This window comes from Streptomyces sp. NPDC025638 (assembly GCF_055558775.1).
Genome location: NZ_JBVHLX010000014.1, coordinates 1 through 11,998 on the forward strand (window position 1 = coordinate 1; position 11,998 = coordinate 11,998).

An 11,998-nucleotide genomic window follows, 5' to 3' on the forward strand; every position below is an offset into this window, starting at 1 on the left:
GCAGCTGGTGGGCGAGGTCGCAGACCAGCTTGGCGGCCCGCTTCTCCCCGGGCAATGCGGTCAACTGCGACTGGGCGGCCTCCACGGCCTTGGCCGCCACGGCAGCAGCCCCGCGGACCTTGCGGCGTTCCAGCCAGGTCGTCAGCCGCTTGACACCGATCCGGCGCAGGGCGGCCGGGGTCTGGTACTCCGTCAGCATCACCACCGGCCCCTTGGCTGCGGAGTAGTCGAAGGCCCGCTCCAGCGCGGGACAGATCCCGACCAGCAGGTCGCGGAGCCGGTTGACCAGCCGGACCCGGTCGGCGATCAGGTCGGCCCGGTAGTTGGTCAGCACCTGGAGTGTGGTGACCAGGTCGGGAGGGGTGCTCAGCGGGGCGAAGTCCCGGGGGCGCATGCGGGCCTGGTCGGCGATGACGCGGGCGTCCTTGGCGTCGGTCTTGCCCTCGCCGCGGTAGGCACCGGACATGCGGTTGACCGTGCGGCCGGGCACGTAGACCACCTGCTGACCGTGCGCGATCAGCAGGGCCAGCAGCAGGGTGGAGGCCCTGCCGGAGATGTCCACCGCCCACCGCACATCCTCGGCCCGCTCGCGGGCGGTCTCGATGAGGGTGAGGATCTGCGCCTCGTCGTTGATCACCTTCGTCGAGAACAGCGTCGCCCCGTCGGCGTCGACCGCAACCGCCCAGTGATGCCCCTTGCCGGCGTCGATACCGACCCATATCCGTCCGTGAGGCGTGCTCGAGCCCGTCGCTCCGTTCCACCGTGACCAGCACTTCAGTGGTCCGAAGAACACTCCGCCGACAGGTCCCTGACCAGCGATGACCGCAGTTCTCAATCAGTGGTCGGAGCGTCCCGGAGGACCGGGCGGCCATTCCTTCCGAGCCATCAACGGCAAACACCCATCAGCCATACCCGGTCCTCCCGGACCGGCCAACATTCTTAGGGAACTCCCATGACGCGCACGGGAATCAAGGCCGCCCTCACCGACCTGCTCTTCACCTGGGACCTCACCGTGCAGGAGGCAGCGGACCGCCACTTCACCCCGCAGTACCGCCAGCGCACGGACGGGCAGTGGGCCGACCGCGCCGAGTTCCTCGAGCACATCACCCACCTGCGTGACATGGTCGCCGACGGCCACGTCCAGGTTCACGAAGAGCTCTACGACGGCAGCAAGTACGCCGACCGGCACACCGCCCACATCACGAAGAAGGACGGCTCGGCCGTGAGCATGGAGGTCTACGTGTTCGCCGACCTCGCGCCGGACGGCCGATTCAGCCGCATCGAAGAGACGACGCTGATGCTCCAGGGCAACGAGGCCGACCGCAACATCGGCAGCGCCCGCTAGAAGCGTCGCGATCGCATGCGCTCATGCCGATCGCACCCGTTCATACGAGCCCGCCGCCGGGGCCGGGTTTCTGAGTCGGCGTCGGCACCGCGCCGCATTCCGCCCATGTGATGTCGACCCCTGGCAGAACCCGGCTCCATCTGTCGGTGGTCTCGGCCAGGCCTGCCGCGTCGGGCGGGTGGAGACCGAGTCCGATCGCGTACCGGGCCGAGCGCGGGCCGGTGTCGAAGGGGTGGGGCCAGGCGTGCGCGTCGGTCGTCCCCGCCTCTTCGAGGGCGCTGACCAGACCCCGGACCCGGCCACGGAAGCGACCGAGGGTTTCCTCGAACTCCTCGCCACGGTACGGGCGTACGGTGAGGATCGCCCACGCCGCGTGCCGACGGTGCAGTGGTGGGGGTGACAGCAGTTCGGGCCAGGGGGTACTGCCCGTCCTGGCCGCCTTCTCCAGGGTCTCCCAGGCCTGGTAGAGCTCCTGGGTCAGCAGGTCCCGGAGGCCGGCGGTGACCTGTTCGGTGCACGAGCGGACCGGTGTGGTGGGCGTCATGACCGTCACCGCGGCGTGCGGTGCCGGTGCGGGGGCCGCCGTGGGGGACAGGGTGATCGGCTCTCGCCAATCCCAGGCGGCCCAGGTGGCGAAGAAGTGCCGGAGCAGGTCGGCGGCGGGAAGGGGCCCGGCCTCGCGTGCCGTACGCGCCGCCAGGACCGTCCAGGCCAGGCCGGGCAGTCCGCCGAACGGTGCCGAGTCCAGGCCGTGGGCCTTCGCCCACGCCTTCACCTGCCGGGCCAGCCGGGCGAACGACGGGTGGGCGTCGCCGCTCGCGGCACGGACGGCGTCGGCGTCGCTGACCGCGCTCAGGGCGACAGCGTTCGCCTCGCCCAGCTCGGTCCGGAGATCCACCGCCTCACCACAGGGCACCGGCCCGGCGGAGACCACCACCACATCGACGTCCAGCCCTCCGACGGTGAGCCTCAGACCCGGCACCCTGGCGCCGCTGACCCGGCGTACGCGGGTGACGTTCGGCAGCGCCACCGTCACGCGGTCGGTCACCTCTGCCATGTCGACGGGGTCGGGCATGACCGCCACAAGATCGAGGTCGGCTCCCGCCAAGTGGCAGCCCATGCGCCGGGATCCGACGACGTGCACGGTTCCTTCGGCCAGCGCCTCGGTGATGCGCCGCGCCGTCCGCCCGGCATCGGCATCGCGCCACACGTCCTCCGTGGCTGGATCCTCAGCACGCGCACCTGCGCTGCCGGGCACCGCGCCGGTGTCGGGCAGCCAGCGGACCTCTCCCGTGCCCAGGGCGACGGTGGCCCGCTCCCGCATCGGCTCGTCGCCGCGGCGTGACAGCAGTACCAGCTCCCCGACCTCGGCCGTCATGCTGTCGAGCCGGGCCGCACAGAGGGCGGCCAGGCGCTGCGGGTCCTGGGTGCGGCCCAGCGTCAGGTGCGGGGTGAAACCCTCGGCGCGGTCCCGGCAGCGGGGGAAGCGCCGCTGCAGGGCGTGGGCAAGCGCCGCCCAGGGGTCCTCGCCGTCCGCCGCGGGGTCGAGCCAGACAGTGGCGTCCTCCCGGTGCCCGAAGGTGTGCACGCCGTCCAGCCGGGTGGTGAAGGCCGGCGTCTCCTCGGCAGCAGCAGCCAGCAGGGGTGCGGCCCGCTCGAAGTGCGACTCCGGTACGAAGCCGAAGAGAAGGTTGACATGGGGCGGCCAGCGGTGGACCTGCGGGTCGTGCTGCCGGCGCAGTTCCTGGATCTGCGGCCACAGGTGCCGGGGCGGGAGCCACGCCACCGCCGTACGGGCGGTCGGCGGCACGTCGAGGACGTTGCTGTCACCGGGCAGCACACCGGCGGGGGAATCGGGGGAACCGCCCAACCGCAGGACGACCTCCACGCCGTAGTGGTCCGAGAGGTAGAGGCCTTCCCGGGTGGGAGAGTCTCCGCGCAGGGTCGCCCCGGCCACACACAGCGCGTCGCCGCGCACCAGTACCCGGTCCAGGCGGGAGACGCGGCCGGACAGCGAGGAGACGGCGGCCAGCGGATTGACGACGGGATCGAAGGTGGGGGTGGCGTCGTCGGGCCCGTGCGCATCGGTCCAGGCGTCGCGCATCCCGAGTACGGCGGCCGGTCCGTCGTGCCCGTTGCCGCCGTCGTTGAAGTCGCCCAGCACGACCAGGTCGCAGTCCACACCCGCCAGTCCTTCGGCCAGCCGGGCCAGTTCGGCCTCCCGCCGGGCCGGTCCGTTCTCGGAGTGGTCGCTGCTGAGGTGGGTGGCGGCCACCACCAGCGGACCGGACGCGGTGTCCACGCTGAGCGCGGTGACTGCTTTGTGCGGGCCGAGGACGTGCCGCCCCGCTTCCCGCACCGGCAGGCGGCTCAGCAGCAACAGCCCGTTGTCGTCGACGTTCTTGCCCTCCGGATCGGTGTCCAGGGTGTAGCGGGCACGGACCCAGTCGGCGTTCAGGAGCATGTCGAGCAGGTGCGGCTCGACCTCCTGCAGAGCGATGACGTCCGCGTCGGCGTTCTCCAGAGCGTCGACCAGCAGAGGACGGCGGCGTGCCGTGTCGATCAGGTCACTGTCGTAGCGGTCCCACAAGGTGTTCCAGGTCAGTACGCGTATCGTGCCCGCCCCGCTCGGCGAAGCCGCACCGGAGGCGTCGGCCACGGGGCACCACCCGGCCCCCTCCTGCCAGGCGTACGGCGTGCCGGCGGTGAAGAACGGAGCCCTCAGCAGGCGCGGCCGCCGTACCCGGCCCGCGTCGCAGTCGTCGAGGCGGTCCGTGCCCGTGGCCCGGTCCCACACCAGCTCGCCGTCCGCCTCCACGAACAGCACCCGGTGCCAGGGGATGTCACCGCCGGGCGTGAAGGACGGCAGCGGGACGCGCTTGACGCCGGCCCCGCGCTGATGAATGCCCAGCACGAACCGGGCCGGGTCGAACCGGGCATCCCAGCGGACCTTGTGGTAGATCTCCTCGCTGGTGCGCATCACGCCTCCTCTCCCTCCAGGGTGCTCTGCAGGGCACCCGCGATGTCGTCGACCGATCCGCCCGCCCCGATGTACCAGGTGCGGTGCGCCTGACCCGGGTAGGGCGGGTCGAACCGGCGCTGCTGAGCGCTGAGCACCTCCGCCGGCACCGGATGCGTCCGGTCGGCGTTGCGCCGCGCGGTCTCTTCCTCGTCGACGAGGACGACCGCGTGGGTCACCAGCGCATCACGGCGCTGTGCGACAGCAAGCACCAGAGAACGCTGCTGACGGCTGAGGGAGGTGGCGTCCCACACGACGGTGCCGCCCCCGGCCAACGCGGCATCCAGCCTGCCCAGGCCCTCACGCAGGACGTCCGCGTTGGCGCTCTGGTCCGCCCGAGAGCCGCGTGCCTGACGCAGGTCGTCCAGGCAGACGAGAGCATCGACACCGGACAGGCCCGCGCCGAACGTGCTCTTGCCGCTGCCGGACGGCCCGACGAGGTGGATCAGCCGGGGGAACGCCCCCGACCGCCAACGCCAGGTCGCCGCCAGCGCCTCCTCGACGCTGACGATCCGCCCCTGGGCACACATCTCCCGTGCCTGGGCCCAGCAGCGGTCGGCGGCGTCGGTGTCGAGGTCCGTCAGTGCGTCGTGCAGGCCGCTGCGCAGCGGTTCGAGTGGTGCCCGGCCGAGCAACCCGGCCTCCTCGGCGTGCAGCGCGGACCACTCCACCTGCTCGCGTGCCTCGGCGGCCGCCACGTCCCCGCGTCCGGCCAGTACGGCGCCCGCCACCGAGTGCAGCACCCCCAGATCGACCGCCGTGGTCATGCGTATCAGTCCGCCGCGGCGCTCCTCGTCGGGGAACGGGCGGTGCAGCCCGGTGTGCAGCCCGACCAGGTCGCCGACGCGGCGGGCCAGCGGCATGCCCAGCGGAACCGCGAGCCGTGCCATCAGCCGGGCCCGTGGGCGGCGGTGCAGCAGCGCGGCCAGCACACCGGCCAGTCGCGCGTCACCCAGCCGCCCCAGCAGATCGAGTCGCGCGGCTGTCTCGGCCACGGCCGCCTCGACGGCCACGGGTTCGGCGGCGGGGGAGGGGCCGTACTCCGGCACTCCGACCGCGGCCAGCAACGACGGCACATCGGGCGCGGCGCCGGAACGCACGGCCCACAGGGCCGCGCCCGGACCAAGTCCGTTCTCCACGACGGGCGCGTGCATCCAGTGCGTACCGGTCTGTACGTGTCCCGGGCGCACCCACTTGGCGACCCGCTGCCCGAACTCCGCGCGCTGGAAACCGTCCACGGCCCGTACGACGTACCCCTCCTGCCGCGCGGCATCCAGCCGCAGCGCACGCAGGGCCCGCTCGTCGAACGTGCCACGCCACAGCACGCGCGGGACGGGTATTCCGAGCCTCCGCAGGAACCGCACGGTGGCGTCCCAGTCCAGGCATCGTTCCCTGTCCCAGACGGAGAAGCCGTAGAACCAGCTCTCCAGGCCGTCGTAGGCGATCGAGTGGCGGGCGTAGAGGTTCTCTCCGCATATGCGCCATCCCGCCGGAATCCCCGGTCCGATCCGTCCCTGAAGGGCCTTGACCCAGGCCCTGGACGGATGGTGCCCCGAATCCAGTGACCGCGCATGCAGCCCGTCCGGGTAGAGGGTGGTGTTCTCCCCGTCGAGTTTCTCGGTGACCACGATCTCCCGGCCCCTGAGCCCCGTCAGGTCACCGGCCCGCACATCGTCGGCTGTCGCACCCGGGGACCATGGCAGATGCGGTGTGCGCGGATAGTGCGTCCGCATGATCCGAGAGCCTCCCCGTGGCGATGTCGTGCCTGGCCACTGTAGGGATCGGGCAGAGGCGCAGCCACGCAATATCCGCCCGGCCGGGGGCAGTCGCGGTGCCGCGTGGCTGCGCCGGCGGGCCAACTGCTCGCAATCCGGGGTCGGATGAGGCGCACGGCCGCCCAAGGTGTCGCGGCCGGTGTTGTCAGGGCTGTGCGGTCAGGTCCCGGGCCGGAGGCGGGCTTTTGAGGCGATGGGCCAGGGCCGGCTCCTGGGCCGCGACGGCACCCGAGCTGATGCTGATCGCGACGGCGACACAGACCACGATCAGCCACGACAGCATGATGAACACCGAGCCGAGGGGGCCGTATTCGGCGAGGGCATGGTTGAGCGCCCGCGGCAGATACAAGCGGGCGGTCCCGGTCAGCGCGGTGAGGGCGACCGCCGTGATCACCGCTCCCGGCAGCAGCGGTTTCCAGCCGATCAGGCCGCCGAGCAGCAGGTGCTGGGTCCACCACCACAGACCCGTCAGACCCACCAGGCTCATCGGGATCCCCAGCCAGGCCCCTACGCCGAACCCGTCGTGCAGGGGGCCCTGCACCAGCAGTGCCCCCAGCCACAGTGCGAGCCAGGCCAGCCAGCGCCAGGGGGCGATTCTGGTTCCGGCCCGGGGAATCTCCCAGGCACGCTTGCACAGCCGTTGCATCGCCCTGCTGACCGCGGTGGCCGAGAGCAACACCATCAGGCCACCCACCACGCCGGTCGCCTGCCGCAGATTGCCCGTCGTGGGACTGAGCGCGTGTACGAGCTGGGCGTCCGCGGCACCCGTGAGCCCGAAGACAGTACGGACAGACGTGATGAGCTCGTGTCTCACCGCAGGCGGAGCGTACGCCCCGATCACGAAGAGCAGCGGAACCGCGGTCAGGAAGCACTCCGCCGCCAGGCGCGTCGCGGAATCGAAGATGTTGACCGACACCATGCGGTCCACGAGGTGGGTGAGCACCGGAAAGCGGGTCGCCGCCCGCGTGTGCGCGGCCCGGGCGGAGGCGACCAGCCCACGTGTCCATCTCTGCCGGCGGGACGCGTCGGCGGGCTCGCGCTGCGAACGGAGCATGCCCGTTGGCGGCACCTTTCCGGTACGGGGCATGACGTTGCTCCTTCCTCCCACCAGGTTGGGGGACGGGGCGCTGCGCGGCACGTCAGGTACGTCCCACCGACGGAGGACCCGACGGAGGACCCCACGGAGGACCGCGCAGACCACGAGATGCCGCGGACCGTGCGGGTCACCTCACCCGGTCACCGGTACGGGTACAGGCGCGAGACATCCGGTGCGGTGCAGCTGCGCCACCAGCCCGGCGCACACGAGCCCGGTGCCGGCCAGCACAGCCCACGGCAGCCACCCCACGCCCGTGTCGAACAGTGCCCCGACCGCGAGGTTCCCGAGGGAGATCGCGATGCCGCAGACGGTGTTGTAGGCGCCGTAATAGGTCGCGATGAGCCGGTCGCTGGAGAGACGGACCACGGTGTCCATCTCGAACGGGTACAGCAGGGCCCCGCCCCAGGCCAGCAGCGCGGCGCAGAGCACGAGCGCGAGGACGCCGGCCGCCAGGCCCGCTGCCCCGTCGTACGGACCCGGCAGAACCAGCAGGAAGGCGGCGCTCATCACCACCATCCCGTACGCAATGGCCCGTGGTCCGGGCAGAGTTCGTTTCGCCCACGCGGTCAGCTTCAGCTGTCCCGACAGGGCGGCGAGCGCGGAGACGGCGAAGACCGCCGCGGTCACCGGTCCCGTTCGTTCGCCGAAGAGTTCCCGGGCACGCAGGGGGAGGGCCAGATAGACCTGGAAGCCCAGGACGTAAGAGCCCGTCATGGCGGCGGTGAACAGGAGGAAGGGCCGGTTGGCGGCGACGGCCCGCCAGTCGGCGGCCACGGCGCGCCAAGCGGGTTCCGCGCTCCTGCCGGCCGGAGCGCGTGCCGGCAGGGCCCGGGCCTGGAGTACGGCAAGGACGGCGAAGATGAGCGCCGCGGCCGTACACACCGCGCTGAAGTCCCAGGTCAGCAGGGCCAGCCCCGCGAGCGGGCCGATCAGGATTCCCGCCTGGTAGAAGACGTTGAAGGCGGCGAAGGCCTCGACGCGGCGCTCCTCGCCCGCGTCGGCGGCCAGATACGCCCGTACGGCCGGGTTGAACAGCGCACCCGCCAGCCCGGTCAGAGCGGAGGCCAGGACCAGCGCGGGCAGCGTGTTCGCCACCGCGAGAGTGGCGAAGGCGACCGTCCGCAGGGTGCAGCCGATGAGAATCATCGGCTTGCAGCCGTAGCGGTCGGCGAGGGTGCCGCCGATGAGGAACATGCCCTGCTGGGAGAGGTTGCGCACGCCGAGGACCAGGCCGACCGTCCAGGCCGCGAGGCCGAGCCCGTGAGCCAGGTGATCGGCCAGGTAGGGCATGAGCATGTAGAAGCCGAGGTTGATGGCGAACTGGTTGACCATCAGCAGCCGCGCCGGCCGGTCGAAGGAGGCCAGCTGGGCCCGCAGCCCCCTCATCGAACGCCTGCCTCGGCGGGCTCCGCGGTCGTACGGCCGAGCGGGTCGCGGACCTTGCCGCACCGGGTCCAGCCGGTCACCTCGCTCTCGTCGGGCTCGGTGATCTCCTCGGGTGCCGACGGCGGTTCCTGGCCCAGCAGCTGCTGGTGGCGGCACCATGCGTCGTTGTAGACGGTGTCCAGGTAGCGGTGCGGGCCGTCGGGGAAGACCGCCGCGACGCGGGTGCCGGTGGGATACGTCCGCGCGACCCACCCCGCGACGAGCGCGACGGCCCCGACACTCCAGCCCCCCGTAGCGAAGTGGCGGCGGCCCAGCTGACGGCAGGCCCACACGGCTTCGGCCGGTGCCACCCAGTGGACCTCGGCGAAGGCCGCGTAGTCGACGTTGCCCGGATGGATGCTGGAGCCGAGGCCGCGCATCAGCCTCGGCCGGGCGGGCTGCCCGAAGATCGTGGAGCCGACCGCGTCCACGCCGATCAGGGTCAGCGCGGGGAAGGCCTCGCGCAGCACGGAAGAGACGCCGGCGGAGTGACCTCCGGTGCCCACCGACGCCACGAGGACGTCGATACGGCCGAGTTGCGCGATCAGCTCGGTGGCCAGCGGCCGGTAGGCGGCCACGTTGTCGGGGTTGTGGTACTGGTCGGGGCAGTACGCCCCCGGCGTACGGGCCAGCAGCTCGGCGACGCGCCGACGGCGGGCCTGCTGCCAGCCGCCGTCCGCATCCGGGGCCGCCACCTGGTCGACGTGCGCGCCGAGCGTGGTCAGCAGCCGCAGCACCGACGGCTCCATGCCCGGGTCGGTCACGACGGTGACCGGATGACCGAAGGTCAGCCCGGCCAGCGCGAGCCCCAGGGCGAAGGTACCGCTGGAGGACTCGACGATCGGGGTCCCCGGCGCGAGATCCCCGCGCCGGCGGGCCTCACGGATCATGTGCAGACCGGGACGGTCCTTGATGCCGCCGGGGTTCGTGCCTTCGAGCTTGGCGTAGAAGCCGCGGCCGGGCGGGGCGAAGGGCTCGTCGATCCACAGGACCGGGGTGCAGCCGACCAGCTGTGCGGGGCGACGGGCAACAGCGGGGAGCGAAGCGCGGGCTCCAAGGGTTTCGGACAGCGGAAAGTTCATGCGTGTACGGCTCCTTCGCACCGCGCAGGGCAGAGGAGGGCGCGGTGCGGTCGTCATGGGTCATGGGCGCGCGAGCACGCCCCTGCCACGTGATCTCGGGCGGGGTCGGGGCGTGCGGGCGGTGCTCAGAGACGCCAGACGCAATGGAGCGCGAGCGTACGGGGGCCGCCGGTGGCGCAGGCGGCGGTGTCGACCGGCCGACCCCAGCTGGTGGGCACGACCGCGAAGCCCGCCGATCCGGACGCGCCGGCTGCCGGATCGGTCCGGTCGCACTCGGCGACCGCTTCGTCCGCCGTGGCCCTGGGACGGTCGGCCGCGTGATCGATGTGGCCCCCGGCGCTGTGCCGGTGCGCGGGGGCCGGTTCGTGACCGTGCCCGGTGCCGGCCGGCGGCTGAGCAGTCGCGGCGGCCTCGACCGTCACAGGCGGCCCCGTGAAAGAGGAGGCATGGACGGCACCGGCGAGATGGGCGGTGATCAGGAGGACGAGGCCGAGGAAAAGCCCCACCCGGCCCGGCCGCATCGCGGCCCGTCGCACCACCCGCACTCCGATCACATACACAGAGTATTTGACCGATTACTGAATGCGTTGCAGGACGGGGCGGCGGCCTGGCACGGGACCGCCGTCACCCTCGACCGGCCCCACTCACCGGCGCGCCGCTCCGACCCGTGCAACGGCGACGTACGGTGGGCACATGGCCCTGCCCCTCCCGGGCCCTCTGGTCCACTTGGCCCCGCTCCTCAGCGCCTACGGCTACTGGGCGGTCGCCGCTGTGGTTCTGTTGGAGGACTTCGGCGTTCCCGCCCCGGGCGAGACGATCCTGATCGCCGCAGGAATCTACGCCGGGCCGGACAGCTGAACATCGTCGCTGTCGCCGCGCGCGCGTTCACCGCGGCCGTCGCAGGGGACAACATCGGCTACTTGCTCGGCCGGTCCGGAGGCCGAGCCTTCGTCCACCGCTGGGGCCGCTATGTGTTCCTGACAGCTCTACGCGCTCCTCGCCCTCGGTCTGCTGGCCGCCGGGCTCCTCGCCCGGCATGTGCTGCGGCGCAGGCACCAGAACTGAAGCCGTCCTTGCGCCCGTTCACCTGCCTGTCCCGGGTTTGAGCACGACCGACGCCGAGCGGCGGTGCACGATCGCGACCACCGCGCCCGTCCCGATCACAACCGCGAGCGCCCCGAAGCCGTAGGTGAGCGTGGTGAGCGAGGCGACGGCGGCGACGAGGAGGGGCCCGCCCGCGTCGCCGAGTTCGCGACCGAGTTCGGCGGCGCCCATGGTCTGGCCGAGGCGCTCGGTGGGGGTGCTCGCGGCCAGCGCGGCGAAGCCGAGCGGAGTGATCAGTCCCGTGCCGACGCCGATCAGGGCCGCACCGAGGAGGACGCCGGTCAGGCCCGGCAGCATCGCGCAGGCCAGACCGGAGGCGGTGACCAGCAGTCCCGCGGCCAGGCCGGTACGAGTCGTGAGGCGCCCGTCGTCCAGAGCGCGCCCCGCTCGCGGCTGGACGACAGCGGCACAGCCGGCGAGCACCGACACCGCCGCACCGGTCGCGACCGTGCCCAGCCCGGCGGCGCGGCCGGAGACCGGAAGGAAACCGACCCCGACCGACAAGGCCGCGGTCGCCGCCGCAAGCGCGGCCGTCGGGGCGAGGAAGGCAGGGTCCGCCAGGCGGCGGGCCAGATCCAGCACCGTCTGCCGGGCCTTGGGCAGCGGGGGTACGACGGGAACGGCGACGGTGGCCCAGACGGCGACCGCCGCGCCGAGAACAGCGAGAACGGCGAACAGCAGCCGCAGGCCCCCGGCCCACACCAGGACGCCGCCGAGCAGTGGACCAAGGGTGTAGCCGATGGACTTGTAGAAGCCGTAACTGCCGAACGCGCGGCCGTGTTTGGCGGCCGGGTTGAGGCGGGCGACCAGTGCCGAGGCGGACGGGGAGAACGCGGAGGCCGCGGCGCCCTGCCCGAGCCGGGCGGCCCACAGCCAGCCCGGGCTGTCCGCCATGACATACAGCGCGGACGCGGCGGCGAACGCGACGAGTCCGCCGAGCAGGACGGGGCGGGCCCCGATGCGGTCGGCGAGGGTGCCGAAGAGCGGCTTGAGGAGCACTTCGGCGCCGTCATAGAGGGCGAGCAGTCCGCCTAGGACAAGCAGCGAGGTGACCGCGTCCTCGGAGTTGCTGCCGAGGGTCGCTGCGATGCCGTGAGCGCCGAAGGCGGTGGTGAACCCGGCCGCGTACAGCGGCCACATCTGCCGTGTTGG

The 11,998-nt window shown here is 72.4% G+C and carries 10 protein-coding genes; 2 read left to right on the forward strand and 8 right to left on the reverse strand.

Going from position 1 to position 11,998, the window contains the following annotated elements:
• A partial coding sequence (locus ACZ4EG_RS31955) for an IS110 family transposase (RefSeq protein ID WP_467793292.1) occupies positions 1–778 on the reverse strand: 778 nt, incomplete at its 3' end.
• Between the two features lie 174 nt (positions 779–952).
• On the opposite strand from ACZ4EG_RS31955, the gene ACZ4EG_RS31960 reads away from it, so the two are divergent.
• Complete coding sequence (locus tag ACZ4EG_RS31960) at positions 953–1,345, forward strand: nuclear transport factor 2 family protein (protein ID WP_467793075.1); 393 nt, start codon at positions 953–955, stop codon at positions 1,343–1,345.
• Between the two features lie 40 nt (positions 1,346–1,385).
• On the opposite strand, the gene ACZ4EG_RS31965 is transcribed toward ACZ4EG_RS31960, so the two are convergent.
• The 6 genes from ACZ4EG_RS31965 to ACZ4EG_RS31990 form a co-directional block, all read right to left on the reverse strand.
• Positions 1,386–4,325: a poly(A) polymerase gene (locus tag ACZ4EG_RS31965; RefSeq protein WP_467793076.1), complete on the reverse strand. Its 2,940-nt coding sequence runs from the start codon at positions 4,323–4,325 to the stop codon at positions 1,386–1,388.
• A complete protein-coding gene (locus tag ACZ4EG_RS31970; protein WP_467793077.1) occupies positions 4,325–6,097 on the reverse strand; it encodes an RNA ligase family protein in 1,773 nt (590 codons plus the stop codon). Before ACZ4EG_RS31970 ends, ACZ4EG_RS31965 begins: the two co-directional genes overlap by 1 nt.
• 187 nt (positions 6,098–6,284) lie before the next feature.
• Complete coding sequence (locus ACZ4EG_RS31975) at positions 6,285–7,226, reverse strand: YhjD/YihY/BrkB family envelope integrity protein (RefSeq protein ID WP_467793078.1); 942 nt, start codon at positions 7,224–7,226, stop codon at positions 6,285–6,287.
• A gap of 141 nt (positions 7,227–7,367) precedes the next feature.
• On the reverse strand, positions 7,368–8,621 hold the full coding sequence (locus ACZ4EG_RS31980) for an MFS transporter (RefSeq protein WP_467793079.1): 1,254 nt from the start codon (positions 8,619–8,621) through the stop codon (positions 7,368–7,370).
• A complete protein-coding gene (locus ACZ4EG_RS31985) occupies positions 8,618–9,742 on the reverse strand; it encodes a PLP-dependent cysteine synthase family protein (protein ID WP_467793080.1) in 1,125 nt (374 codons plus the stop codon). Before ACZ4EG_RS31985 ends, ACZ4EG_RS31980 begins: the two co-directional genes overlap by 4 nt.
• Before the next feature lie 125 nt (positions 9,743–9,867).
• A complete protein-coding gene (locus ACZ4EG_RS31990; RefSeq protein ID WP_453553281.1) occupies positions 9,868–10,296 on the reverse strand; it encodes a hypothetical protein in 429 nt (142 codons plus the stop codon).
• Between the two features lie 139 nt (positions 10,297–10,435).
• On the opposite strand from ACZ4EG_RS31990, the gene ACZ4EG_RS31995 reads away from it, so the two are divergent.
• Positions 10,436–10,600 (forward strand): hypothetical protein, encoded by a 165-nt coding sequence (locus tag ACZ4EG_RS31995; RefSeq protein WP_467793081.1) that lies wholly within the window; start codon positions 10,436–10,438, stop codon positions 10,598–10,600.
• Positions 10,601–10,825: 225 nt separating this feature from the next.
• Here ACZ4EG_RS31995 and ACZ4EG_RS32000 read toward each other — a convergent pair whose 3' ends face one another.
• Positions 10,826–11,986, reverse strand: coding sequence for an MFS transporter (locus ACZ4EG_RS32000; protein WP_467793293.1), 1,161 nt, complete (start codon positions 11,984–11,986; stop codon positions 10,826–10,828).
• Positions 11,987–11,998: the final 12 nt, after the last annotated feature.

Excerpts from the sequence above, each read along its gene's own strand:
- ACZ4EG_RS31960 (WP_467793075.1), top strand. The coding sequence starts at position 953 with ATGACGCGCACGGGAATCAAGGCCGCCCTCACCGACCTGCTCTTCACC.
- ACZ4EG_RS31965 (WP_467793076.1), bottom strand. The coding sequence starts at position 4,325 with ATGCGCACCAGCGAGGAGATCTACCACAAGGTCCGCTGGGATGCCCGG.
- ACZ4EG_RS31970 (WP_467793077.1), bottom strand. The coding sequence starts at position 6,097 with ATGCGGACGCACTATCCGCGCACACCGCATCTGCCATGGTCCCCGGGT.
- ACZ4EG_RS31975 (WP_467793078.1), bottom strand. The coding sequence starts at position 7,226 with ATGCCCCGTACCGGAAAGGTGCCGCCAACGGGCATGCTCCGTTCGCAG.
- ACZ4EG_RS31980 (WP_467793079.1), bottom strand. The coding sequence starts at position 8,621 with ATGAGGGGGCTGCGGGCCCAGCTGGCCTCCTTCGACCGGCCGGCGCGG.
- ACZ4EG_RS31985 (WP_467793080.1), bottom strand. The coding sequence starts at position 9,742 with ATGAACTTTCCGCTGTCCGAAACCCTTGGAGCCCGCGCTTCGCTCCCC.
- ACZ4EG_RS31995 (WP_467793081.1), top strand. The coding sequence starts at position 10,436 with ATGGCCCTGCCCCTCCCGGGCCCTCTGGTCCACTTGGCCCCGCTCCTC.
- ACZ4EG_RS32000 (WP_467793293.1), bottom strand. The coding sequence starts at position 11,986 with ATGTGGCCGCTGTACGCGGCCGGGTTCACCACCGCCTTCGGCGCTCAC.